Source organism: Streptococcus sp. Marseille-P7376 (assembly GCF_902460385.1).
Lineage (GTDB): Bacteria > Bacillota > Bacilli > Lactobacillales > Streptococcaceae > Streptococcus > Streptococcus sinensis.
Genome location: NZ_CABPTS010000001.1, coordinates 177,521 through 202,208, shown reverse-complemented (window position 1 = coordinate 202,208; position 24,688 = coordinate 177,521). Strand labels below are relative to the sequence as shown.

Below are 24,688 nucleotides of genomic sequence, written 5' to 3'. Positions count from 1 at the left end.
GTGTGCGAGACAAGGTAAAAAATGTAGAGTTTTTAGTAGCCTATCTCAAATCGTAGGAATTAGCTACCAGGCCTATCTGAATCTTTTATGATACAAAAATGAGGTTGAGACGATTATTGTCCTAGCCTCTTTTTCGTAATGTTTAGCCTCTTAGAGTAGATTTTTCAAAAGAAAGTTTTTAAAAAAATTTGCTATAATAGATCTATGAACAAGCTAATCCAATCAAAGCTGGAACTGTTGCCGACCAGTCCCGGCTGTTACATTCACAAAGACAAAAACGGTATCATTATCTATGTCGGAAAAGCTAAGAATCTCCGCAATCGGGTTCGCTCTTATTTCCGTGGCAGCCACGACACCAAGACGGAGGCCTTGGTTTCCGAGATTGAGGATTTTGAGTTTATTGTCACCGAGTCCAACATTGAGGCTTTGCTCCTAGAAATCAATCTAATCAAGGAAAATAAGCCCAAGTACAATATCATGCTCAAGGACGATAAGTCCTATCCTTTTATTAAGATTACCAACGAAGTCTATCCGCGTCTGATTATCACGCGCCAAGTCAAAAAGGATGGGGGGCTCTATTTTGGCCCCTATCCAGATGTCGGTGCAGCCAATGAAATCAAGCGTTTGCTCGATCGAATTTTCACTTTCAAAAAATGTACCAATCTACCTGCAAAAGTCTGCTTTTATTATCACTTGGGGCAATGCGAAGCCCATACGATTTGCAAGCGGGATAGCCAGTATTTCAAGAATATGGCTCAGGAAGTGTCGGATTTTCTCAAAGGTCAGGACGATAAGATTATCGATGAGCTCCGTGATAAGATGAATAAAACAGCTGTAGCTATGCAGTTTGAGCGAGCAGCTGAATATCGTGACCTGATTCAAGCTATTGGCACCTTGCGAACCAAGCAGCGGGTTATGGCCAAGGATTTACAGAATCGGGATGTCTTTGGTTACTATGTAAATAAGGGCTGGATGTGCGTACAGGTCTTCTTTGTCCGCCAGGGCAAGCTAATCGAGCGTGACGTTAATCTCTTTCCTTATTACAATGATCCTGATGAGGATTTTTTGACCTATATCGGCCAGTTCTATCAGGAAAAATCCCACCTCAAGCCCAATGAAATTTTGATTCCGGCAGATATTGACGAAGAAGCTGTCCGAGCCATGGTGGATACCAAGGTGCTTAAGCCCCAACGAGGCGAGAAGAAGCAGTTGGTCAATCTGGCTATCAAGAATGCTCGGGTCAGTCTCCAGCAGAAATTTGACCTTTTGGAGAAATCCGTTGAGAAAACGCAGGGCGCTATAGAAAATCTAGGGAAGCTCCTCAATATTCCGACACCAGTCCGAATCGAGTCTTTTGATAACTCTAACATCATGGGGACCAGTCCCGTCTCAGCTATGGTGGTCTTTGTCAATGGTAAACCTAGTAAGAAAGATTACCGCAAATACAAGATCAAGACCGTGGTAGGGCCGGACGACTACGCCAGTATGAGAGAGGTCATCAAGCGACGCTATAGTCGGGTGATACGTGACGGGCTGACGCCACCAGATCTGATTGTCATTGATGGTGGACAGGGCCAGGTCAATGTCGCTAAAGAAGTTATCCAGGATCAGTTGGGATTGGATATTCCCATCGCTGGACTGCAAAAAAATGACAAGCACCAGACTCATGAATTGCTCTTTGGCGATCCTCTGAAAGTCGTAGAATTATCTCGTAATTCTCAGGAATTTTTCCTCCTCCAGCGCATCCAAGATGAAGTCCACCGCTTTGCTATCACCTTCCACCGTCAGCTCCGGTCTAAGAATTCCTTCTCATCGAAACTGGATGGTATCGAAGGCTTGGGGCCAAAACGCAAGCAAAATCTCATGAAACACTTCAAATCTCTGACAAAGATTAAAGAAGCCAGTGTGGATGAAATCGTCGAAGTCGGAGTACCGCGAGCGGTGGCAGAAGCTGTGCAGGCAAAACTCAATCAAACAGAGCCATCCCGTCCCTTGTTAGAAGTGGCAGAACCCTTAGCAGAATTGGATAGTTAATATATAAACTAAGACCGTGAAAACGGTCTTTTTGTGGTATAATGGGAAAGAAGTGAGCCAGAATGGAGAGACAATCATGATACCTATAGAAAAATCAAATCCGTCTGAAGTTGAAAAAATTTGCTTGGCATTATATAGAAAAATGAATTTTCAAGATTATCCTGAATTTAAAAATGAATTAAATAAATGGGTCACAGATAATATACCAGGACTTGAGAGTGAAAAGGATGCTTTTCTAAAGATAATGTCTGCGGAGTATTTATTTTTAGAGGAATGTAAAAAATTGTTGGATAATTTTATCGTTAATGAACCTAAATTAACAGAGTATTTAAAAAAATCCTATGGAAAGATAGATTCGAGATTAAGGAAGAAAATAATTGATTTAAAGAACGTTTCGGTATGCCCGTATTGCAATCGTAATTATATAAACTCAACATATAAAGTACTTCATTGTAATAATTGTAGTCAAGAATTATTAGTAATTGATGAGGCTGAAAAAGAATGTCGATATTGCAAACAAGAGATTAACAGTCAGACTAAAGTAGTAAACACTGCTCAACTAGACCACTTTTCTCCAAAAGACAGCTATCCACTGTTTTCCGTTTCATTTTACAATTTAATTCCTAGTTGTTATAGCTGTAATCATGTGAAATCAAATAAGGGTTTAGAATATAGTCCCTATGATACTAGTTTTCCATTCGATGATGTAAAGTTTACATACATTCCAAAGTCTGTCGATGAGATTAAAATCAAAATTAATTCTCATAATATTGACTTTAAAAATGGAATTCGTATTTTGGGTATAGAGGAGCTATATCAAAGTCACATTGATGTAGTAAATGAATTGATTTGGAAAAAAGAAGTATATACAGATAGTTATAGAGATGGTTTGTCAAAAATCTTAAATCAAACAAATCATGAATTGAGAAAAGCTGAGTTGAATCGCTTTATAACAGGTCACTACACAGATAAAGAAAATTATGGGAAAAGACCACTTTCAAAAATGGTTACAGATATTAGTAGAGAAATGGGACTGATAGGAGAAGAGGAATGAAATTAATTGCCTTGGTGATTAAACAGTACGATGAGCTTTTTAAAAATCAAATATTTAATTTTTCAGACGAATATAAAGTTGATTTTGATTTTGAAACGAATGAATTAAAAATTGATAAAAATCCAGATTATATTGAAAATTTTTATGGAAGATCAGTTAATAATATTAGTTTAATATCAGGGATAAATGGTACAGGGAAGTCAAGCATATTAAATATGCTTGTACATTATGATGTATTTCAAAATGAGGAAGCTTTTATTGAAGATAAAATATATTGTTTAGTTTTAAAAAGTGAAACAGAATTATATTTTGAGTTCGTATATAATTTCTTTGATAGTAGTAAATATAGTCTTTATTTTGATGGTGAGCTGATGAGTGGATTCTCTACTTTTACGGAGGGAAAAAACAAAGGTAGCATTAAGAGTTCTATATATAATTTAGAAAATAGAGATAGTAGAAAAAATCCAAATATTTCAAGTATTATACTTGGCTTCTTACAAAGTCGTTTTAAAGAAAAGCTTAAGAGGTACAGTGTATATAATAAAAATAAAAATCATCAAACTATTATTAACAGACATTTCACAGAAGCATATCCTAGCGATATTTTTGAAACTTATCAAAATTTGTATAAGGATGGACTAATTAAATCGGACCTGAAATTAAAATTGGAAATACAACTTGAAAACATAGAAGATATATTTCCTTATATGAAATTTGAGGAATATAAAAACAAAACAAAAGCCGAACGGTTTAGAGAGTTTGCTGAATTTAAAGAAGACTTTCTTGAGGGACTAGATTTAATGGAAGATGAATCAGTACGTGAAGTTTGGAGAACTATACATGACTTAAAAAAAGAGCAAAAGATAACAACTGAGCTGGATATTAACAGAAAGACAAATTTTTTAATAGTTAATATATTTTATAGATATCAAGTGGAGTTACCTGAATTATTTTTAGAATTTAATAAAAGTTTTAACAAATATTTAGATGATAAAAATCTAGGTCATAAAAAAAAGACAAGATTATTTTCCGAGATTGCAATTACTATGTCTACTGGAGAAACTAATCTTTTACTTTTAATTAGTGAGATTAGAAGAGTTTTATCTCATAATATTTCCCGTGATCACTACATAATTTTAATTGATGAAATAGAGATGGGGATGCACCTTGAATGGTCTAGAAACTTAATTAATTTTTTAGTGGACTATATAAATAAAATCAACAAAATAGGAGGAATGAGCTTCCAACTCATTTTCACAACCCACTCTCCCTACATGCTTTCGGATATTAAACCAGGAAATGTGATTATGCTTGAAAAGAATCAAGAAACTGGATATTCAGAAGGTAAAGTTCTTCAAAACACTTTCGCTAAGAATATCCAAGAAATCATGAAGGAAAATTTGATTGATAACATTTATGGTGATTTTGCCTTAGCAAAAATTAATTCTATGATTGATAGATTAAACGGAGAAGAGAAACAGGAAGGAAACGAAGACGAGAAACTTTTAAAAGAAATTCATTTGATCAGCGAGCCTATTCTTCGTAATAAATTATTAGAGATGTATGATAAGAAATACTATACCTCAGAATTTAGTATTGAAAAACAACTGCAGAAGTTGAATCTTAATGAGGAGCAGCGTGAGCAGGTCAGAGCAATGATTAAAGAAAATAAAAGAAATTCTAATGCGGATAAATAGTATTTGTACATAAATTATTTTAAATAGAAAAACCAAAGAATAGGAAGTGATAAGATGAACCACAGAATTGCAATTCTCTCTGATATACATGGGAATACCATGGCTTTGAAGGCAGTTCTGACAGATGCTAAAAGACAGGAAGCGACAGAATATTGGCTTTTGGGGGACATTTTCCTCCCTGGTCCGGGAGAAAATGATTTGCTAGCCTTGTTAAAAGGTCTTCCTATTACAGCGGCTGTCTGCGGAAACTGGGATGATTGTGTCTTAGAGGCTTTAGATGGACAATATGGCTTAGAAGACCCACAGGAAGTCCAGCTCTTGCGTATGACGCAGTATTTGATGGAGCGAATGGATCCTGATCAGATCGCTTGGCTGCGGAGTCTGCCTATGGTTGCGAAGAAAGAAATTGATGGCCTGCGTTTTTCGCTCTCTCATAACTTGCCTGACAAAAACTATGGGAGTGACTTACTGGTTGATAATGGGACGGAAAAATTTGACCAGCTACTTGATGAGGAGACTGATGTGGCAGTTTACGGTCATGTCCACAAGCAGTTGCTTCGCTATGGCAGTCAAGGGCAACAAATTATCAACCCTGGTTCGATTGGTATGCCCTATTTTGATTGGTCGGCCTTGAAAAATCACCGTGCCCAGTATGCCTTGATTGAAGTTGAAGACGGGGAACTGGTAAATATCCAATTCCGGAAAGTCGCCTATGATTACGAGGCAGAGTTGGAATTGGCCAAAGATAAAGCTCTCCCTTTTATCGAAATGTACGAAGAATTACGACGTGAAGATAATTATCAAGGGCACAATCGAGGATTGTTGGCTTACTTGAATGACAAGTACGGTTACACTGAGGATGTGAGAAAATTTTTTGGAGAAAACGACGATTAATCCCCTAGAGAAGGAAAGGTGAAAAAAGAAAGCTAGAGTAGCTAAATCATCTAGTCATACTAATGAAGTTGTTGGATGATAATAGACTGGAGAAGTATCATGTTAGACATAAGAAACCAAAGTGTAAAGCCCCTTTTAGCAACATCCTAGTATTTGGAATTATTATATAGAATAGAGGTAGCAGAACTTGAAAAGGGAATTTGGCTGGCTTGCCACAAACGTGCTTCAGCTATGATTTGACAATAAAATAATATTGTATTATAATATATGTATTCTTTATTTACAGGAGGTAATAATGAAAAAAATTATTACAGCTAGTGTAGCGCTTTTATCAGTTATCACTTTAGCAGCATGCTCAGGAAAAACAGCTTCAGAATCTTCTGGTAAAGCTTCAAGCTCGGTAGAAAAAAAATCTACTTCAGAGAATCAATCAAGTGGCTCTGAAACTTCATCAAAAACGGCTAGTTCAGATGCAGAACTGTCAGAAATTGTTCTCTTGACTGACGAAGAAATCGACAATGCTAAGACAATTGGCGATATGAAAGCTCTCTTTGGGAAGCTGATTGATAACTACCAAAAATACATTACTGAAATCGGGAAGAAAGTCCCAGAGGCTGGGAAAGAAGCTTACAATCAGCAAGTAGAACCTGCAATTCAGTCTATGGAAGCTTCTAGAAAGGCATTTAATGACACGCTTTCAAGTGTTGGCTCAGACGATGCAGAACTTCCAGAACAAAGTCGTGCCCTATTCGTTCAACAGTTGAAAACAGGACGTGATACCATGAAGAAAGCGATTGAAGGGGCTTATAAAGCTCTTGCTCCTCTCACATCTGGACAATAATATCAACAAAGTAGGTGAGCTATCACCTGCTTTTTCTGTGCTAAAATTAAAAAAGAGAAGCAAAGAAAGGACACTTTGAGAGAAAAGTTTGAATATACAAGTTCCTGAGTGTTTTCTCATTTAGAGAAATCTGTAAAAATAGAGAATAGCTACTGAAAACATTCCTAACACTTTTTTAGTCAGGTTCCTTTCCATGGAAAATCCCTGCAAACTCTTACAAAATGTGATAAAATGAAGCTAGTAGATTTAGAAAAGGAAGTTACTATGAAATTTCTTGAGTTAAATAAAAAACGTCATGCGACCAAGCATTTTAACGATAAGCCCGTAGATCCAAGGGATGTGCGGACTGCGATTGAGATTGCGACTTTGGCCCCCAGTGCTCACAATAGTCAGCCTTGGAAGTTCGTTGTCGTGCGGGAACGCAATCAAGCTTTAGCTGAGACAGCTTTCGGTGGAAATGTTGCCCAGATTAAGGAAGCGCCAGTGACTATTGCCCTCTTTACGGATACAGATTTGACAAAGCGAGCTCGTAAGATTGCGCGCGTAGCTGGAGTGAGGAATTTCTCAGATGAGCAGCTCCAATTTTACATGCAGAATTTGCCAGCTGAGTTTGCTCGCTACAATGATCAGCAAAAGAGTGATTATTTAGCACTTAATGCTGGTCTGGTGGCCATGAATCTTGTCCTAGCTCTGACTGACCAAGGTATCGGATCCAATATCATTTTAGGTTTCGACAAATCCAAAGTCAATAAGGTTTTGGAGATTGACGCGCGTTTCCGTCCAGAGCTCTTGATTACTGTTGGCTATACAGACGATAAGTTAGAGCCTAGCTATCGTTTGCCAGTCGATGAGATTATTGAGAAACGTTGATAAAATTCTATTTTTAGAATTTACGATTTAATTCGATAGATAGTTCGTTTTAAATCAAATGATGTATTGAGGTGAAATAATGACAATTGATTTTAAAGCAGAAGTTGAAAAACGCAGAGAAGCCCTCTTGGCTGACTTGTTCAGTCTGTTGGAAATTAACTCAGAGCGGGACGATTCAAAGGCAGATAAGGAACATCCTTTTGGACCTGGTCCTGTTCAAGCCCTACATAAATTTTTAGAAATCGCTGAACGTGATGGCTATGAAACCAAGAACGTGGACAATTATGCCGGGCACTTTACTTTTGGCGAAGGAGAAGAAGAATTAGGAATTTTTGCTCACATGGATGTGGTGCCAGCTGGAAGTGGCTGGAATACAGATCCTTACAAACCTGAAATCATTGATGGCAAGCTTTATGCGCGTGGTTCATCTGATGACAAAGGGCCAACCATGGCTTGTTACTACGGCTTGAAAATCATCAAAGACTTGGGCTTGCCGGTTTCTAAGCGCGTGCGCTTTGTGGTAGGTACAGATGAAGAGTCTGGCTGGAAAGACATGGAGTATTACTTTGCTCATGTAGGCCTGCCTGAGCCTGATTTCGGCTTCTCGCCAGACGCTGAGTTCCCAATCATTAACGGTGAAAAAGGGAATATCACAGAATATCTCCACTTTGGTAACAGTAATGATGGCAGCTTTAAACTCAAGAGCTTCACTGGCGGACTTCGCGAGAATATGGTACCTGAATCAGCAACAGCTATTTTTACGTCACCAGTTGATGCAGCTGAATTGGATGAGAAATTGCAAGAGTTTGCGGCTGGCCACAAGCTTTCAGCTAGTCTGAAAGCAAATGGCGACGCTGTTGAAGTGACGGTTATTGGGAAGTCTGCTCACGGTTCTACACCAGAGGATGGTATCAACGGAGCAACCTACTTGGCTCTCTTCCTCAATCAATTTGACTTTGCAGGAGATGCCAAAGCTTATCTGGAAGTGGCAGCACAAGTTCTGCACAACGATTTCGCTGGCGAGAAGTTAGGAATTGCTTATACAGATGCTAAAATGGGCGCTCTCAGTATGAACGCAGGTGTTTTCGATTTCGATAGTGCTAAGGATGACAATACCATTGCTCTGAACATCCGTTACCCACAAGGAATTGATCCAAAAACGATTCAGGCTGATCTTGAAAAAGTTCCAGGTGTCGTGTCAGTGAGCCTGTCTGAGCATGAGCACACACCGCACTATGTCCCAGCGGATGATGAATTGGTAGCAACACTTTTGAGTGTTTACGAAAAACAAACAGGTCTCAAAGGACATGAGCAAGTCATCGGTGGCGGAACTTTTGGCCGTCTTTTGAAGCGCGGTGTGGCTTTCGGTGCTATGTTCCCAGACTATGTCAACACCATGCACCAAGCCAACGAATTTACAGATGTAGAAGACCTTTTCCGTGCAGCAGCGATTTACGCGGAAGCAATCTACGAGCTAATCAAATAAAAAGAAGAACTCGTTTGGCATTGTCAGATGAGTTTCTTTGCAAGGAGCTGCCATGCAGACACTAGAAGATATTAGCAAGGCCATCATGGCTGATCCAGAAAATCAGAAATATACAGAGCAGGGTATCAAGCCGCTTTTTGCGGCGCCTAAGAAAGCTCGAATTAACATTGTCGGTCAGGCACCAGGTCTTAAAACCCAGCAGGCGGGGCTTTACTGGAAGGACAAGAGTGGAGACCGATTGAGAGAATGGCTGGGTGTTGATGAAGAGACTTTTTACAATTCAGGCTATTTTGCAGTGCTTCCTATGGATTTTTATTTCCCAGGACATGGAAAGTCTGGAGATTTACCGCCTCGTAAGGGCTTTGCCGAAAAGTGGCATCAGCCGATTTTAGAGCTTTTACCAGATATTGAGCTGACAATTTTGATTGGTCAGTATGCGCAGAAATACTATCTGCAACAAAAAGGCATTGTTAAGCTGACCGAGACTGTCCAACATTATCAAGACTACCTGCCGGAATTTTTCCCTTTGGTACATCCATCTCCTCGCAATCAAATCTGGATGGCTAAGAATCCTTGGTTTGCGGAGCAGATTGTGCCAAATTTGCGGTCTCGTGTGCAGGAAATTATATTAAAGTGAGAGCAAAAGACTTCCTACAAGATATTTTTTGGGTGTCACACTTCGTAGAAACTTACAATTTGTATCACTGTTAGGCGATTTCAGACTAGATTTGTGAGAAATGACTCTTTAAATCAAATTGCTAGATTATTTGCAAAATAGGAATAATAAAGAAGGTGTCTCATGAAACAATTATTTTTATGTTCATATTTGGCTGATATCAAGAACCTTTTTAAGTCTTATGCGGCTGACAAAGGTCTGGGCGACCATCTGCTTTTTATCCCTACAGCCGGAAATGTGGAGGAATATCGAGATTACATTGATGAGGCAAAAGTAGTCTTTGAGGATTTAGGTTTTGCGGTAGAGGTTCTAGACCTGGATCAGACCGACCAAGAGACGGCTCAAGCTAAGATTTTCCAGACCAAGCTACTTTATATTGCGGGTGGCAATAGCTTCTATCTTTTGCAGGAATTGAAAAAGAAGCATTTGCTCAGTTTGATACGGGAGCAGATTGCAGATGGTATGGTCTATGTGGGTGAATCAGCTGGTGCTATCATCACAGCTGAGGATATTGACTACAGCAAGCTCATGGATAATAAGGGAGTGGCAGGTGAACTGTCCGATACAGCGGCACTAAACGAAGTGGATTTTTATGTCCTTCCTCATGCTGGCGAAGAACCCTTTTCCGAAAGCACTCAGGCAATCCTAGATACTTACAGAGACAAGCTCAATCTGCTGCCAATCAATAATAGCCAAGCGGTGCTTGTGGAGGGTGAAGAAGTGCGGGTTTGGTGGAAAATAAATAAGAATATTGGGGTAGTATTTTGATTGAAAAGACATACGAAACATCAAGTGGAGTCATTCACTATTGGACAAATGATGGTGATGAATCATCCCAAAGAGTTCTTATCTTTTTACCTGGGCTAACTGCTGACCATAGGTTATTTGAAAAACAAATAGAATATTTTAAAGATACATATAGAGTCTTGGTTTGGGACGCACCTGGACACGCGTCATCTTATCCTTTTAAGCTCAATTTTAGCTTGTTTGATATGGCGAAATGGCTAGATGGAATATTTGTCAAAGAGAGAATAGAGAATCCAATACTAATTGGTCAGTCAATGGGAGGATATGTAGGACAGGTTTATGCTCAACTTTTTCCCGAGAAATTAAAAGGCCTTGTTACAATTAATTCACCTTCCATGCAAAGGAAGTATTATACAGCTATGGAATTGTGGCTCTCAAAAAATATGGAGGCAATTTATAGAATCTATCCATGGAAAGCTCTTTTGAAATCTGGGCCTAAAAGCGTATCAACAACAGATTATGGAAGAAAACTGATGTATGATATGATGATGGTTTATGATGGCAATCAAGAAAGGTATGCTCGTCTTGCGGGATACGGATATAAGATATTTTCAGAAGCAGTAGAGAAGAATCTATCTTATGAAGTAAAATGTCCACAATTGGTTATATGTGGAAAAGAAGATCGTGCAGGGTCTTGCATACGATATTTGAAGGCCTATGAAAGAAATACTGGAAAGTCTGTTAAATGGATTGATAAGGCGGGACATAATTCTAATACCGACCAACCCGATATTGTAAATAGACTGATTAATGAATTTTTGAATAACAAAATTAAAGAAAAGCTTGGTTGAAAGACCGGCTTTTTGATATAATAGACTCTATGAATACAAAAGATAAAATTTCAAATTATCAACTGTTGCTAGATCAGTTGGAAGCCTTGCTGGATGGTGAGACCAATGCCTTGGCAAATCTGTCGAATGCTAGCGCCCTGCTCAATCAAGCCCTGCCTAATTCTGTTTTTACTGGTTTCTATCTTTTTGATGGGTGCGAGCTGATTTTGGGGCCCTTTCAAGGGGGCGTTTCTTGTGTCCACATTGCATTAGGTAAGGGAGTCTGCGGGGAGTCAGCTGAGAAAGAGCAGACGATCATTGTGGATGACGTCACCCAGCATGCCAACTATATCTCCTGTGATAGCAGGGCTAAGAGTGAGATTGTACTGCCGATGATAAAAGACGGTCGCCTTCTGGGAGTGCTGGATTTGGACTCAGCCTTGACGGGTGATTATGATAAGGTAGATCAAGAATATCTGGAAAGGTTCGTCCAGATTTTGCTTGAAAAAACGACTTGGAATTTTGAAATGTTTGGAGAAAAAGCCTAATGTATCAAGCTTTATATCGGAAATACCGCAGTCAGACCTTTGGTCAGCTGGTGGGGCAGCAGGTAGTAGCCACCACCCTGCGGCAGGCTGTGGAGCAAGGGAAAATCAGCCATGCCTATCTCTTCTCTGGCCCGCGTGGAACAGGAAAAACCAGTGTTGCCAAGATTTTTGCCAAGGCTATGAACTGTCCTAATCAAAAGGACGGCGAGCCCTGCAATGATTGCTATATCTGTCAGGCTATCACTGAGGGGAGCCTTGAAGACGTCATCGAAATCGACGCGGCTTCTAATAATGGGGTCGATGAGATTCGTGATATTCGGGACAAGTCTACCTATGCGCCTAGTCTGGCCAAGCACAAGGTCTATATCATTGACGAGGTGCACATGCTCTCGACAGGGGCTTTTAACGCCTTGCTCAAGACCTTGGAAGAACCGACAGAAAACGTCGTCTTTATCCTAGCGACGACAGAGCTGCATAAGATTCCAGCGACTATTCTTTCTCGCGTCCAACGTTTTGAGTTTAAGTCTATCAAGACTCAGGACATTATTGGCCATATTGAGTGGATTTTGGAGCAGGAAGGCATTGATTTTGAGCAAGAAGGTGTGCAGATTATTGCCCGTCGAGCTGAAGGCGGGATGCGAGATGCCCTGTCTATTCTCGATCAGGCTCTTAGCTTGACTCAGGAAAATCGTTTGACTACGGACATTGCTGAGGAAATCACAGGCTCTATCAGTTTGGGAGCCTTGGATGCTTATGTAGCTGCCTTGATTGCTCATGATGCAGTCACAGCCTTGGATAATCTCAATCTGATTTTTGACAGCGGCAAAAACATGGCCCGTTTCGTGACGGACCTCCTGCAATATCTGCGTGATTTGCTTATTGTCAAAACTGGTGGGGAGAATACTCATGCTAGTGAGCTTTTTCTGGAAAATCTCAAGACACCGCAGGATGCTCTCTTTGCCATGATTGAGACGGCGACCAAGAGTCTGGTAGACATCAAGAATAGCTTGCAGCCTAAGATTTATACAGAGATGATGACCATTCGGCTGGCCGAGGAAAAAACAGGCTTGGATGAGATTCCTGACAACTTGGCAGAAGAGTTGACTAATCTCAAGCAGGAAATCCAGCAGCTCAAGCAGCAATTAGCCAATGTCGGCAGTCAGCCAGCTCCAGCAGTTAAAAGAGCAGAAGTACGACCTCAGAAATCCAAGACTTATCGGGTGGACCGTAATAAGGTCAATGCCATCTTGGAAGAAGCGGTGGAAAATCCTGAATTAGCTCGTGGCAATTTGACCAAGCTGCAAAATGCTTGGGGTGAAATCATCGAGAGTCTGGCGGGCGCGGACAAAGCCTTGCTCATTGGTTCTCAGCCAGTCGCAGCCAATGAAAATCATGCTATTTTGGCATTTGAGTCTCATTTCAACGCTGAGCAGACCATGAAAAGAGAAAATCTCAATACCATGTTTGGGAATCTGCTGAGCAATGTTGCTGGGTTTTCACCAGATATTCTGGCCATTTCCCTAGAGGATTGGACTCAAATTCGGGCAGAATTTTCAGCTAGAAGTCGTAGCAATAAAGCAGAAGCAGCCGAAAAGCAAGAAGGAAGCTGGATACCGGAGGGATTTGATTTCTTAGCAGAGAAAATCACCGTACAAGATGATTGAATTTAGATTTTTATGATTTTTCATGCTATAATGGAAGAATGAATAGACGACAATTTATAGTAATGGCGGCTTTTACAGCCCTAGAAACATATTTTTTTAATGAGGCAATCATGTCTGAGCACTATCTGATGGCTATTTTCTGGGCTATTCTGATTGGGCGTAATCTGCAAATTAGCTATGTCATGGGGCGGATTGTGGATGAAATTGATAAACATTTGAAGCATAAGTAAATGTTCAAAGTGAAATAAATGGCTCCTTGTCACTACAGTAGGTGACAAGGAGCCATTTTTCTTATCTTCCGAAAGGTGCTAGCTAAGCAGTTGCTTCCATTTTGCCTTTACCAGCTGATGAGGGAAACTTCCCCGCTGTTGAGCCAGATTTCCTGTCCGTTCTCCAACTGGACTAGGAGTTGCCCGCTGTCAGAGACGTCACGGGCGATCCCCTTATAGGTTTGATTGTTTTGGTGGAAACTTACTTGTCGGCCAAGGACTAGGGATTGCTTCTTGTAAAGGTAAATGAGCTCCTCTGGGTCACTTTCAAAAAAGCAGGTCCAAATTTCGGTAATCAATTCATTTCTGGTGATGGGAGCTGGGGCGCTAAAGAGCGATCCTGCTTTATTTTGCAATTCTTTGGGGAAGTCACTAATGCAAAAATTAAAACCAACTCCGATAATGACATCTGTGACGAGACCAGTTTCAATTGAAGTAGTGGCTTCGGTCAAAATGCCAGCAATTTTCTTGTTTTTGTAGTAGATATCATTGACCCACTTGATGTCCACATCCATGAGGGTCAAATTTTTGACTGCCTTATAAATAGCCCCTGCTGTCAGAATGGTATAGGAAGGAATTTGCTCAAAAGGCAGGTTGGGCTTGAGATGGAGGGACATATAAAAGCCACCTTGATTGGGGCAGAAAAAGGATCGTCCGAAGCGACCGCGGCCGGCGGATTGAGCAGCAGCCAGATAGAGGGTGTTTGCCTCACCACCCGCTTCCATACCTGCTTTTGCATCCATCTGAGTAGATTGGCAGTTGGGGTTGAAGGAAACCTTGACAGGTGCCTCTTGCTCAATCAGGTCTGGAATCAGTAAATCTCCTGTTTTAAGCTTGTAGCCACGATTTTTAACAGAATCAATCTGCACACCTTCCTTTTCCAAGCGCTGAATGGCCTTCCAAATGGAGGTTCTGGAAATGCCTAATGTCTGAGCCAGGCTTTCTCCGTTAACATAATCGTCAGCTTGGCTGAGAATGGTAAATAATTTTTCGTAGGTTTTCATTCGTTCTTTTTCTGTTAGATGCTGCTTTCTCGAATGGTCAGCTTGGTAGAAAGTTTGACCATATAGGGAATGGAATCCTCTTCGGATGCTAAACTTTGATCCAGAATATGCAGAGCCTGCTTGCCCATTTCTTCTGTAAAAACAGTGACTGTACTGAGACTTGGATAGATGTACTTAGCAATAGAGGTATCATTAAATGAAATGATGCTGACATCTTGGGGAACCTGGATTCCGTGTTCTTGCAGAGCCCGCAAGGCACCGATAGCCAAAGCATCGCTAGAGATGAAGAAGGCGGGTGGCAGCTGGTTTTTGTACTCGCTAAGAAGCTCAGTCATCATCTGATAGCCTGATTCCGAAGAAAAGCTGCCTACTTTAACGAAGTCAGGTTGATAAATTTCTTTTTCAGACAGATACTGCTGAAAGCTTGCCAAACGAGGGTCGCTGATTAGACTAGTCTGGTCAGAGGTTCTTTCTTGTCCGGCAATCATGCCAATCTGCTCAAAACCAGCATTTATGAAGTGCTGAAGAACTTTCTGTACAGCATTCTCAAAATCAACTGTTACACAGCTGTGGCCTGCATTAAGCGTATCACTGTCGACAAAAACTAAGTGGTTGCTGTACTGCTCCAGCTGTTGAATTTGAACTGGGCTGAATTTACCGATGGCAATCAAGCCATCAATGCCTTTCAATAGCTCAAGAGAATCGTTTTGAAACACTCTGAGAATCTCATAGCCCAATTCCTGGGCTTTTTTTTCAATACCCAAGCGAATAGAGTAGTAGTAGAGGTCATTGAGTTCCTCCTGCTCGGTGTACCATTCGATAAGCCCGATACGGTAGGCTTGAGTCCTGTTTGGCTTAGTTTTTCTTGATTTTTTATAGTTTAGTTGCTCAGCGATGTCAAAAATCTTTTTTCGGGTGCGATCACTGACTGACATGGCAGGGTCGTAGTTGAGTACGCGGGAGACCGTAGCGGGAGAGACCCCAGCAGCCTGGGCAATATCCTTAATCGTAGCCATTTGATTTGGTCCTTTTTAATTTACTGTCTACATAAATTATAACTCAAAAAATAGTAAATATCAAAGTTAAGTTTAGTAAAACTTAACTTTGTTCTCGAAATGAGCTGGGTGAAAAGCCAAAATATTTTTTAAAAGCCTTTGAAAAGTAAAGGGGATCTGAGAAACCGACAGAATAGGCGATAAATTGGATAGGTTCACGGGTGCTTTCGAGGAGTTGTTTAGCTCGATGCATGCGTATATAATGCAGATACTCTTTGGGAGAGAGTCCATTGTATTCTTTAAAAATGGTTGTCAAATAGCTGCGATTGACATTTAGTTCATTAGCAATACCTTGAATGCTCAGTTGTTCAAGCGGATAGCGAGTTTCTAGAATACGTTTGGTATCTATATACAACTGATAAGTGGAATTTTGTTGTTTCAGGAGCTGTTGGTTTGGTGCGAGTTTCCCTAGTTTAAATAGTAGTTCATAGAGCATGGCGAGAAGTTGTAAATGACTTAACATGGTAGATTGGGAATGTTCAGCTTCTTGAATAATATCTATAATAAACTTTCCCAAACTATCAGTAGGACTAGTACTTGAGTTTCTTAGAAATCCTGTTTTGCCAATTTCTGATAAGTTAAAATAATCCGAAACCTTTGTTCCACTAATTCCGAGCCAATAATAGGACCAAGGATCTTCAAAATCTGCTTTATAGTAAGTTAGTTCGTTTGGTTTTAGTAGGAATAAATCACCAGCTTTCAGGAAAATTTGTTCTCCTTTATAGTGAAAGACACCTTTGCCTTTTGTAATAAAATGAAGGACGAAACCGTCACGAATAGCAGGCCCGAAAGAATAGTTCGGCTGGCAATCCTCATAGCCGTAAAAGTCTAATAATAAATCAATTGTTCCCGTCTGGTATTCAGAAAATATAAGCATACTTTTTACATCTCCGTACATTAGAAATAGTATTGTATTTTTTATTGTCACCTAACATTTTACCATATTTCCCTAACATAATTCTATTTTAGGAAGCGATTTCAAAAGGTAAAATATTAGTAAATATGGAGGTTCAGAAATGGCTATCAAAATAGACAAGCATCTATTCTACATCAATACAAAAGATTCCAGTCTTATCATTGAGGAAAGGGATGGCTACCTTTTGCTTAAACACTTAGGCAGAAAAATCGAATCCTATCATTTTTCCAATACAGTATTTGAGCGAGATCATGCATTTTCTGGTAATCCGAGGTCGAATGAGCGGAGTTTTAGCTTAGATACCCAGCGGCAGGTTTTGGGTCAGCATGGTTTAGGAGACTTTCGGCAACCTTCTCTGCAAGTCCAACATGCTAATAATGAAGTAACAGATTTTCGGTTTGTTGAGAGTCAGCTGATTAAGGGAGGTTTGGAAGTTCCAGGACTGCCTAGCCCTCACAGTACAGAAGATGCAGAAACACTGGCCTTTATTTTAGAGGATGCAGTAGCTCACTTACGCCTCACTCTCTATTACACAGCTTTTGAGGATAGCAATACCATTGCAACCTTTACTAAGCTGGAAAATATCGGTAGAGAGACAGCAGTCATACATAAGAACTTGAGCTTAATGACAGATTTGCCGGCAGGTGCTTATGATGTGATTAGTTTACAGGGAGCTTATGCTAGGGAAAAAACAGTTCGTCGTCACAAGCTAGAACAGGGAATTTTCAAAATAGCTTCCAACCGAGGAGCTTCTGGTCACGCGCAGACTCCAAGCCTTATCCTTTGTGATAGTGAATCGACGGAAGAGGCTGGTCAAGTTTGGGCAATTCAGCTCCTTTATAGCGGAAACTTTGAAGCTTGGATTCAGCAAAATCAGTTGAATGAAGTTCGGCTAGGTATCGGTATCAATGAAGATAACTTTGCTTGGAAACTGGAAGCGGGGCAGACTTTCTATAGTCCTGTTGCTCTGTTGAATTATTCGGCTCAGGGTTTGACTGGTCTTAGTCATGAGAGCCAAGCTTTTGTTCAAGAGCATATCATTCCTAAAGCTTTTGCGAAGCGAGAGCGGCCAATTTTAATCAATAACTGGGAAGCAACTTACTTTGATTTCAAAAAAGAGAAGTTGCTAGAGTTAGCAGATGAGGCACAGAAAGTTGGTATTGAGCTCTTTGTTCTCGATGATGGCTGGTTTGGCAACCGTTTTGATGACAATCGGGCTCTGGGCGACTGGTTTGTCAATGAAGATAAGCTAGGTGGCAGTTTGACAGAGCTCATAGCAGAAGTTCATAGCAGAGGATTGCAATTTGGTTTATGGGTTGAGCCAGAAATGATTTCCGTAGACAGTCAGCTTTATCGGGCACATCCAGACTGGGCTATTCAAGTGCCTGATCGGGATCATACCTACTCTCGCAATCAACTCGTATTGGATTATGCTAATCCAGATGTGGTAGCCTATATCAAAGGAACACTGGATCAGCTGTTGAGTCAGCACGATATTGACTACATAAAATGGGATATGAATCGTAATATTACCAATCTTGGGAATGGCACTAACTATCTGGCGACCAAAATGCAGTCGCATAAGTATATCTTGGGGCTTTATGAAATTGTAAAATATTTGACAGAGAAATATGAGAATATTCTCTTTGAGTCCTGCTCAGGTGGTGGTGGACGAAATGATCTTGGTATGATGCGGTATTTCCCTCAAGTCTGGGCTAGTGACAATACCGATGCCATAGCTCGTTTGCCAATCCAATATGGGTCTTCTTATCTTTATCCGACTATTTCAATGGGTGCTCATGTGTCGGCAGTGCCTAATCATCAGATGGGACGAATTACTCCGCTGGCAACTCGTGGTCATGTGGCTATGATGGGAAATTTGGGGTATGAGCTTGATTTGACTAGTCTATCAGATGAAGAGAAAGCGGCGATTGCAGACCAGGTGAAGTTGTATAAAGAATTACGGCCAGTGGTCCAGCTAGGACGTCAGTATAGGCTAATCAATCCAGATGTTGGCTCCAATGAAGCAGCAGTTCAATTTAACTATGAAGATCAAACGATTGTAACATATGTCCGAGTCTTATCAGTTGTGGAAACGATGGAAACAACCTTGAAACTAAAAGACTTAGAGGAAGAAGGGCTTTATGAACTTCAGGGAAATGGCGCAGTTTACTCAGGTGCAGAACTCATGTATGCTGGTATCACTATGAATCTTCCGCAAGGAGATTATCTTAGCAGACAGTTGCATTTTATTAAAAAATAAGGAGGCTAGACCATGAAATGGTTTAAAAAGATGAGCTTAGCTGCTATTACAGGACTGTCCCTTTTGGGGCTGTCAGCTTGCAGCAGCCAAGGTGAGTCAACAGATGGTAAGGTAACGATTGAGTATTTCAATCAGAAGGGTGAAATGGTTGATACCCTTCGTGAGATTGCCAAAGACTTCGAAAAAGAAAATCCGAATGTGCATGTGAAAGTGGTATACGTCCCTAACGCTGGGGAAGTACTCAAAACGCGCGTTCTGGCTGGAGATATCCCAGATGTTGTCAATATCTATCCCCAGTCTATTGAATTGCAAGAATGGGCTAAGGCTGGGTACTTTGAAGATTTATCTGACAAAGACTATATTAAGCGAGTTAAGAATCATTACGCAGATAAATATGCGATTGACGGAAAAATTTACAATATCCCTTATACTGCCAATGCTTATGGTATTTATTACAACAAAGATAAATTTAAAGAACTGGGATTGAAAGTTCCAGAGACTTGGGAAGAATTTGAAGAATTAGTTGATACGATTATAGCAAAAGGGGAAACACCTTTTGCCATTGCAGGAGCAGATACTTGGACCTTGAATGGTTATCATCAGTTAGCTCTTGCCACTGCAACAGGTGGCGGTAAGGAAGCGAATGATTATCTACGTTTTTCCAAGCCAAATGCCATCAAGTCTTCAGATTCAGTGCTTAAAGATGATTTCAGACTGTTAGATTTATTCCGCAAAAAAGGTGCCATGCAAACCAACTGGCAGGGAGCAGGCTATACTGATGTTGTCGGTGCCTTCGCTAGAGGCGATGCCCTGATGACTCCAAATGGCTCTTGGGCTATCACAGCAATCAATGCGCAAGAGCCTAAGTTTAATGTTGGAACTTTCCCTTTTCCTGGAAAGCAAAAAGGACAAAGCTTGACCATTGGAGCAGGAGATCTAGCTTGGTCTATCTCTTCAAGTAGTAAGCACAAGAAAGAAGCCAATGCCTTTGTTGAATATATGTCACGTCCAGAAGTTATGCAGAAATATTATGATGTGGACGGCTCACCAACAGCTATTGAAGGTGTCAAGGAAGCTGGGTCAGATGCACCGCTAGCCGGTCTTGCTGAACTAGCATTTACAGACCGACACCTCGTTTGGCTAGCTCAAGACTGGACCAGTGAAAGTGATTTTTATACCTTGACTGGGAATTATATTACAACTGGAAACAAAGAGGATATGGCGAAAGCACTAAATGCCTTCTTCAATCCGATGAAAGCAGACGTAGAGTAGGAGTAGATCTACTATGAAAAAATTGATTGAGAAATATTGGGGCTGGCTCTTTGTCCTTGTTCCCCTTGTACTACAGGCTGTATTCTTCTATGTGCCCATGTTTCAGGGTGCCTTCTACAGTCTGACAAACTGGACTGGTTTGACCTATAATTATAAGTTTGTTGGACTCAATAACTTTATGCTCCTCATGAGCGATCCTAAGTTTATGAACGCAATAGGCTTTACATTGATCATTACTATTTGTATGGTGGTTGGTGAGATTATGCTGGGAATCTGGATAGCGCGAGCTCTCAACTCGAAGATAAAGGGAAAGACTTTCTTCCGAGCTTGGTTTTTCTTCCCCGCTGTCCTATCTGGATTGACTGTGGCTCTTATCTTTAAGCAACTTTTCAACTACGGATTGCCAGCTATAGGGAATGCCTTAGGAATTGAATTTCTTAAAACCAGCCTTCTAGGAACGAATGGAGGCGCAATCTTTGCAGCAATCTTCGTCTTGCTTTGGCAAGGGGTAGCCATGCCCATTATCATCTTCCTAGCTGGCCTTCAGTCTATCCCGACTGAGATTACAGAAGCAGCTCGAATTGATGGAACTAGCAGCAAACAAATTTTTTGGAAGGTGGAACTTCCTTATCTGCTACCAAGCGTTTCCATGGTCTTTATCTTGGCTCTAAAAGGTGGTTTGACTGCATTTGACCAGGTCTTTGCCATGACAGGCGGCGGTCCGAATAATGCGACCACCTCTCTAGGACTTCTGGTATACAACTATGCTTTTAAGAGCAATCAATTTGGTTATGCCAATGCCATTGCTGTTATCCTGTTTCTCTTGATTGCGGTTATTTCTATTATCCAGTTGAGAGTATCTAAGAAATTTGAAATCTAAGAGGAGAAGCCCGATGAAAAATGCAGAAAGAAAAGCTAATTTTAGTAAATATATCTTGCTAACACTGGGGTCTATTATCATTTTAATTCCACTCTTAGCAACGATATTCAGTTCCTTTAAGTCTACCAAAGACATCGTTAATAATTTTTTCGGATTTCCGACTCAACCGACTTTAGAAAATTTCCAACGCCTTTTGGCTGATGGTATCGGAGGCTACTATTGGAATTCAATTGTAATCACGGTTCTATCTTTGGCTGTTGTCATGATTTTTATTCCCATGGCTGCTTACTCTATCGCTCGTAATATGTCTAAGAAAAAAGCTTTTGGTATTATGTATACGCTTTTGATTTTAGGGATTTTCGTTCCTTTTCAAGTTATCATGATTCCTATCACAGTTATGATGAGTAAGCTAGGACTAGCCAACACTTGGGGATTAATTATCCTCTATCTGGCTTACGCTGTTCCACAGACTCTCTTTCTCTATGTAGGCTACATTAAGATTTCCATTCCAGACAGTCTGGATGAAGCAGCAGAAATTGACGGTGCTGGAAAGTTTACAACTTATTTCAAGATTATCTTTCCTATGATGAAACCTATGCATGCGACAACTATGATTATCAATGCCCTCTGGTTCTGGAATGATTTCATGCTTCCTCTCTTGGTACTCAATAAAGACTCCAAGATGTGGACTCTGCCACTCTTCCAATATAACTACACAGGTCAATACTTTAATGATTATGGACCGAGCTTTGCTTCTTATGTTGTTGGGATTATCACCATTACTATCGTTTATCTTATCTTCCAGCGCAACATTATTGCTGGAATGAGCAACGGGGCAGTGAAGTAAGCTCAAGATACAAAACCTGTAAAAAGCTCACAGTGCATACAAAGGCAACCACATCCGTAAACTACTGAATTAGTAACGGCTGTGGAAGATTCATCTTTTTCGCACAGAGCTTAGGGCGTGTTCTATTCAGCGCATGGGAAAGAGTATAGAAGACAAGATTTTAGAGGAGAAGACTATGGCTATTCAAAATAAGACCATGCTGATTACTTACTCAGACAGCTTGGGGGAGAATTTAAAAGATTTATATGACAATTTAGAAAAGCATTTTGGCGATGCAGTTGGAGGAGTGCATTTGCTTCCTTTCTTCCCATCAACTGGTGACCGGGGATTCGCCCCAGTAGACTATGAAGAGGTTGATTCAGCCTTTGGTGACTGGGAGGATGTAGAAAAGCTGGGTGAAAAATATTATCTCATGTTTGACTTTATGATCAACCACATCTCACGCCAGTCCAAGTATTATAAGGATTTTCAGGAAAAGAAGGATCAGAGTGAGTATCGTGACCTCTTTCTCAGCTGGGATAAGTTTTGGCCAGAAAATCGTCCGACGCAAGCTGATGTTGATTTGATTTATAAGCGTAAGGATCGTGCACCTAAGCAAGAAATCGTCTTTGCAGATGGAAGCACCGAGTATCTGTGGAACACCTTTGGTGAAGAGCAGATTGATCTAAATGTTCGCAGTCAGGTAACTAATGATTTCATCAAGAAAACATTGCGTCAACTGTCAGAGCATGGCTGTGATCTGATTCGTTTAGATGCATTTGCCTATGCAGTCAAAAAGTTAGATACCAATGATTTCTTTGTTGAGCCAGAAATCTGGGATTTATTAGAAAAAGTTCAGCAGCAAGCGGCTGAGTTTGGGACGGATATTTTACCAGAAATTCATGAGCATTATTCTATCCAGTTCAAGATTGCAGAGCATGGCTACTTTGTCTATGATTTTGCGCTGCCGATGGTAACTCTTTATTCTCTATACAGTGGTAAAGCTGAGCGTCTAGTCAAGTGGCTTGAAATGAGTCCTATGAAGCAATTCACAACACTGGATACTCACGATGGTATTGGGGTTGTTGATGTTAAGGATATTCTGACTGACGAAGAAATTGACTTTGCAACCAATGAACTATATAAGGTTGGGGCCAATGTCAAGCGCAAATATTCCTCAGCTGAGTACAATAATCTGGACATTTACCAGATTAACTCGACTTACTACTCAGCCTTGGGAGATGACGACAAGAAGTACTTCATTAGCCGTCTGATTCAGGCTTTTGCTCCAGGGATTCCACAGGTCTATTATGTTGGTTTCTTAGCTGGGAAAAATGACCTTGAACTGCTAGAAAATACTAAGGAAGGCCGCAATATCAACCGTCATTATTACAGTAATGAGGAGATTGCTGAAGAAGTCAAGCGTCCAGTTGTGCAAGCCTTGCTCAAGCTTTTCAGTTACCGCAACCAGTCTGCTGCCTTTGACCTAGATGGCACTATTGAAGTGAATCTATTGGATGAAAATAGCCTCCGGATTGTCCGTAGCAATGCAGATAAATCAGTCACTGCTCAAGTAGTTATTAACCTCAAAGAATTGACATATAGCGCTAGTGAAAATGGCCAAGCTATCACTTTTGAATAGAGATAAGAAAAGAGAAGAAGAATGGTAGAATTAAATCTGAAAAATATCTATAAAAAATATCCCAACAGCGACCACTACTCAGTGGAAGACTTCAATCTAGATATCAAGGACAAGGAATTTATCGTCTTTGTCGGTCCGTCCGGTTGCGGGAAATCAACTACGCTGCGTATGATTGCGGGTCTTGAAGACATCACCGAAGGAACAGCCTCTATTGACGGTACAGTGGTCAATGATGTGGCACCAAAAGACCGCGACATCGCTATGGTCTTCCAGAACTATGCCCTTTATCCGCATATGACTGTCTACGATAACATGGCCTTTGGTCTAAAGCTGCGCAAGTACAGCAAGGAAGATATTGACAAACGGGTCAACGAAGCAGCAGAAATCCTAGGCTTGAAGGAATTCTTGCAGCGCAAGCCAGCTGATTTGTCTGGTGGTCAGCGTCAGCGGGTAGCTATGGGACGCGCTATCGTTCGGGATGCAAAGGTTTTCCTTATGGATGAGCCTCTGTCTAACTTGGATGCTAAGCTGCGTGTTTCTATGCGGGCGGAGATTGCCAAGATTCACCGCCGTATCGGGGCAACAACTATTTATGTTACCCACGACCAAACAGAAGCTATGACCTTGGCGGATCGTATCGTTATCATGTCAGCGACCAAGAATCCTGCTGGAACTGGAACGATTGGACGAGTGGAGCAGATTGGTACACCGCAGGAAGTCTATAAACATCCGGCAAATAAGTTTGTTGCCGGCTTCATTGGCAGCCCAGCTATGAACTTTTTTGAAGTGACACTGGAAGATGGCCGTCTTGTCGGACCAAACAGAGACTTCAGTCTCCAAGTCCCAGAGGGCAATCTTAAGGGGTTGCGGGAGAAGGGCTATGAAGGCAATAAGTTGATTTTTGGTATTCGTCCGGAAGATATCAACATGGAACCAGCCTTTCTGGAAACCTTCCCTGAGTCGGTTCTAACTGCGAAGATTTCTGTTTCTGAGTTGCTTGGAGCGGAGTCTCACCTCTACTGTGCGGTTGGTGGCAGTGAGTTTGTTGCCAAAGTTGATGCACGTGATCATATGAATACAGGAAGCAGTATCAAACTTGGCTTCGACCTAAACAAGGCGCATTACTTTGATGCTGAGACGGAAGACAATATTTTCTAATCTATTGCTCCTTATAAAATAATCCAGACAGATTACTGTTTGGATTTTTACAAAAAATCTAT

22 protein-coding genes are annotated in these 24,688 nt (G+C 40.8%); 19 read left to right on the top strand and 3 right to left on the bottom strand.

The features are described from left to right. Nucleotides 1–204: 204 nt before the first annotated feature. The 13 genes from uvrC (at nt 205) to FZ952_RS00760 (ending at nt 13,571) form a co-directional block, all read left to right on the top strand. Nucleotides 205–2,034 (top strand): excinuclease ABC subunit UvrC, encoded by a 1,830-nt coding sequence (gene uvrC / locus FZ952_RS00820; protein WP_148880245.1) that lies wholly within the window; start codon nt 205–207, stop codon nt 2,032–2,034. Between the two features lie 76 nt (nt 2,035–2,110). Then, nucleotides 2,111–3,088, top strand: a complete 978-nt coding sequence (locus FZ952_RS00815) for a hypothetical protein (RefSeq protein WP_148880244.1) — start codon at nt 2,111–2,113, stop codon at nt 3,086–3,088. Then, entirely contained in the window at nt 3,085–4,785 is a 1,701-nt protein-coding gene (locus tag FZ952_RS00810; protein ID WP_148880243.1) for an AAA family ATPase, read from the top strand. The genes FZ952_RS00815 and FZ952_RS00810 overlap by 4 nt, the downstream gene beginning before the upstream one ends. Before the next feature lie 54 nt (nt 4,786–4,839). Next, nucleotides 4,840–5,679 (top strand): metallophosphoesterase family protein, encoded by an 840-nt coding sequence (locus FZ952_RS00805; protein WP_148880242.1) that lies wholly within the window; start codon nt 4,840–4,842, stop codon nt 5,677–5,679. Between the two features lie 295 nt (nt 5,680–5,974). After that, complete coding sequence (locus FZ952_RS00800; protein ID WP_037617215.1) at nt 5,975–6,520, top strand: hypothetical protein; 546 nt, start codon at nt 5,975–5,977, stop codon at nt 6,518–6,520. A gap of 264 nt (nt 6,521–6,784) precedes the next feature. After that, nucleotides 6,785–7,390 (top strand): nitroreductase family protein, encoded by a 606-nt coding sequence (locus tag FZ952_RS00795; RefSeq protein ID WP_148880241.1) that lies wholly within the window; start codon nt 6,785–6,787, stop codon nt 7,388–7,390. 79 nt (nt 7,391–7,469) lie between these two features. Then, nucleotides 7,470–8,876, top strand: a complete 1,407-nt coding sequence (gene pepV / locus FZ952_RS00790; protein WP_148880240.1) for a dipeptidase PepV — start codon at nt 7,470–7,472, stop codon at nt 8,874–8,876. 52 nt (nt 8,877–8,928) lie between these two features. Further along, nucleotides 8,929–9,513: a uracil-DNA glycosylase family protein gene (locus FZ952_RS00785; protein WP_148880239.1), complete on the top strand. Its 585-nt coding sequence runs from the start codon at nt 8,929–8,931 to the stop codon at nt 9,511–9,513. A gap of 162 nt (nt 9,514–9,675) precedes the next feature. Next, complete coding sequence (locus FZ952_RS00780) at nt 9,676–10,320, top strand: Type 1 glutamine amidotransferase-like domain-containing protein (protein ID WP_148880238.1); 645 nt, start codon at nt 9,676–9,678, stop codon at nt 10,318–10,320. Continuing rightward, the gene (locus FZ952_RS00775; protein ID WP_148880237.1) at nt 10,317–11,150 is read left to right on the top strand and encodes an alpha/beta fold hydrolase; all 834 of its coding nucleotides are present in this window, start codon (nt 10,317–10,319) and stop codon (nt 11,148–11,150) included. The genes FZ952_RS00780 and FZ952_RS00775 overlap by 4 nt, the downstream gene beginning before the upstream one ends. A 29-nt stretch (nt 11,151–11,179) precedes the next feature. Beyond that, a complete protein-coding gene (locus tag FZ952_RS00770) occupies nt 11,180–11,677 on the top strand; it encodes a GAF domain-containing protein (RefSeq protein ID WP_037617253.1) in 498 nt (165 codons plus the stop codon). Further along, nucleotides 11,677–13,341 (top strand): DNA polymerase III subunit gamma/tau, encoded by a 1,665-nt coding sequence (dnaX, locus tag FZ952_RS00765; RefSeq protein ID WP_148880236.1) that lies wholly within the window; start codon nt 11,677–11,679, stop codon nt 13,339–13,341. The genes FZ952_RS00770 and dnaX overlap by 1 nt, the downstream gene beginning before the upstream one ends. 38 nt (nt 13,342–13,379) lie before the next feature. Then, nucleotides 13,380–13,571, top strand: a complete 192-nt coding sequence (locus FZ952_RS00760) for a DUF3272 family protein (protein WP_148880235.1) — start codon at nt 13,380–13,382, stop codon at nt 13,569–13,571. 107 nt (nt 13,572–13,678) lie between these two features. On the opposite strand, the gene birA is transcribed toward FZ952_RS00760, so the two are convergent. The 3 genes from birA to FZ952_RS00745 all read right to left on the bottom strand — a co-directional run bounded on the left by birA (nt 13,679) and on the right by FZ952_RS00745 (nt 16,546). After that, nucleotides 13,679–14,614 (bottom strand): bifunctional biotin--[acetyl-CoA-carboxylase] ligase/biotin operon repressor BirA, encoded by a 936-nt coding sequence (gene birA, locus FZ952_RS00755; RefSeq protein ID WP_148880234.1) that lies wholly within the window; start codon nt 14,612–14,614, stop codon nt 13,679–13,681. Between the two features lie 14 nt (nt 14,615–14,628). Continuing rightward, nucleotides 14,629–15,630, bottom strand: coding sequence for a LacI family DNA-binding transcriptional regulator (locus FZ952_RS00750; RefSeq protein WP_148880233.1), 1,002 nt, complete (start codon nt 15,628–15,630; stop codon nt 14,629–14,631). An 82-nt stretch (nt 15,631–15,712) separates the two neighbouring features. Then, nucleotides 15,713–16,546, bottom strand: a complete 834-nt coding sequence (locus FZ952_RS00745; RefSeq protein WP_003031194.1) for an AraC family transcriptional regulator — start codon at nt 16,544–16,546, stop codon at nt 15,713–15,715. A 139-nt stretch (nt 16,547–16,685) separates the two neighbouring features. Between FZ952_RS00745 and FZ952_RS00740 the strand changes: the two genes are divergently transcribed. The 6 genes from FZ952_RS00740 to FZ952_RS00715 all read left to right on the top strand — a co-directional run bounded on the left by FZ952_RS00740 (nt 16,686) and on the right by FZ952_RS00715 (nt 24,626). After that, nucleotides 16,686–18,848 (top strand): alpha-galactosidase, encoded by a 2,163-nt coding sequence (locus FZ952_RS00740; RefSeq protein ID WP_148880232.1) that lies wholly within the window; start codon nt 16,686–16,688, stop codon nt 18,846–18,848. A gap of 12 nt (nt 18,849–18,860) precedes the next feature. Beyond that, nucleotides 18,861–20,120, top strand: a complete 1,260-nt coding sequence (locus FZ952_RS00735; protein WP_148880231.1) for an extracellular solute-binding protein — start codon at nt 18,861–18,863, stop codon at nt 20,118–20,120. Nucleotides 20,121–20,133: 13 nt separating this feature from the next. Further along, the gene (locus FZ952_RS00730; RefSeq protein WP_148880230.1) at nt 20,134–21,000 is read left to right on the top strand and encodes a carbohydrate ABC transporter permease; all 867 of its coding nucleotides are present in this window, start codon (nt 20,134–20,136) and stop codon (nt 20,998–21,000) included. A gap of 13 nt (nt 21,001–21,013) precedes the next feature. Further along, on the top strand, nt 21,014–21,847 hold the full coding sequence (locus tag FZ952_RS00725; RefSeq protein WP_002915387.1) for a carbohydrate ABC transporter permease: 834 nt from the start codon (nt 21,014–21,016) through the stop codon (nt 21,845–21,847). A gap of 175 nt (nt 21,848–22,022) precedes the next feature. Next, complete coding sequence (gene gtfA, locus FZ952_RS00720) at nt 22,023–23,468, top strand: sucrose phosphorylase (RefSeq protein WP_148880229.1); 1,446 nt, start codon at nt 22,023–22,025, stop codon at nt 23,466–23,468. A 21-nt stretch (nt 23,469–23,489) separates the two neighbouring features. Further along, entirely contained in the window at nt 23,490–24,626 is a 1,137-nt protein-coding gene (locus FZ952_RS00715; RefSeq protein ID WP_002904355.1) for an ABC transporter ATP-binding protein, read from the top strand. The last annotated feature ends 62 nt before the right edge of the window (nt 24,627–24,688 follow it).

What these genes read in the sequence shown, in the direction of transcription:
- FZ952_RS00780 (WP_148880238.1), top strand. Translation starts at nt 9,676, where the DNA reads ATGAAACAATTATTTTTATGTTCATATTTGGCTGATATCAAGAACCTT.
- FZ952_RS00805 (WP_148880242.1), top strand. Translation starts at nt 4,840, where the DNA reads ATGAACCACAGAATTGCAATTCTCTCTGATATACATGGGAATACCATG.
- FZ952_RS00740 (WP_148880232.1), top strand. Translation starts at nt 16,686, where the DNA reads ATGGCTATCAAAATAGACAAGCATCTATTCTACATCAATACAAAAGAT.
- FZ952_RS00800 (WP_037617215.1), top strand. Translation starts at nt 5,975, where the DNA reads ATGAAAAAAATTATTACAGCTAGTGTAGCGCTTTTATCAGTTATCACT.
- FZ952_RS00795 (WP_148880241.1), top strand. Translation starts at nt 6,785, where the DNA reads ATGAAATTTCTTGAGTTAAATAAAAAACGTCATGCGACCAAGCATTTT.
- FZ952_RS00750 (WP_148880233.1), bottom strand. Translation starts at nt 15,630, where the DNA reads ATGGCTACGATTAAGGATATTGCCCAGGCTGCTGGGGTCTCTCCCGCT.
- FZ952_RS00725 (WP_002915387.1), top strand. Translation starts at nt 21,014, where the DNA reads ATGAAAAATGCAGAAAGAAAAGCTAATTTTAGTAAATATATCTTGCTA.
- FZ952_RS00785 (WP_148880239.1), top strand. Translation starts at nt 8,929, where the DNA reads ATGCAGACACTAGAAGATATTAGCAAGGCCATCATGGCTGATCCAGAA.
- FZ952_RS00730 (WP_148880230.1), top strand. Translation starts at nt 20,134, where the DNA reads ATGAAAAAATTGATTGAGAAATATTGGGGCTGGCTCTTTGTCCTTGTT.
- uvrC (WP_148880245.1), top strand. Translation starts at nt 205, where the DNA reads ATGAACAAGCTAATCCAATCAAAGCTGGAACTGTTGCCGACCAGTCCC.
- FZ952_RS00810 (WP_148880243.1), top strand. Translation starts at nt 3,085, where the DNA reads ATGAAATTAATTGCCTTGGTGATTAAACAGTACGATGAGCTTTTTAAA.
- FZ952_RS00715 (WP_002904355.1), top strand. Translation starts at nt 23,490, where the DNA reads ATGGTAGAATTAAATCTGAAAAATATCTATAAAAAATATCCCAACAGC.
- FZ952_RS00735 (WP_148880231.1), top strand. Translation starts at nt 18,861, where the DNA reads ATGAAATGGTTTAAAAAGATGAGCTTAGCTGCTATTACAGGACTGTCC.
- birA (WP_148880234.1), bottom strand. Translation starts at nt 14,614, where the DNA reads ATGAAAACCTACGAAAAATTATTTACCATTCTCAGCCAAGCTGACGAT.
- pepV (WP_148880240.1), top strand. Translation starts at nt 7,470, where the DNA reads ATGACAATTGATTTTAAAGCAGAAGTTGAAAAACGCAGAGAAGCCCTC.
- FZ952_RS00745 (WP_003031194.1), bottom strand. Translation starts at nt 16,546, where the DNA reads ATGCTTATATTTTCTGAATACCAGACGGGAACAATTGATTTATTATTA.
- FZ952_RS00760 (WP_148880235.1), top strand. Translation starts at nt 13,380, where the DNA reads ATGAATAGACGACAATTTATAGTAATGGCGGCTTTTACAGCCCTAGAA.
- gtfA (WP_148880229.1), top strand. Translation starts at nt 22,023, where the DNA reads ATGGCTATTCAAAATAAGACCATGCTGATTACTTACTCAGACAGCTTG.
- dnaX (WP_148880236.1), top strand. Translation starts at nt 11,677, where the DNA reads ATGTATCAAGCTTTATATCGGAAATACCGCAGTCAGACCTTTGGTCAG.
- FZ952_RS00815 (WP_148880244.1), top strand. Translation starts at nt 2,111, where the DNA reads ATGATACCTATAGAAAAATCAAATCCGTCTGAAGTTGAAAAAATTTGC.
- FZ952_RS00770 (WP_037617253.1), top strand. Translation starts at nt 11,180, where the DNA reads ATGAATACAAAAGATAAAATTTCAAATTATCAACTGTTGCTAGATCAG.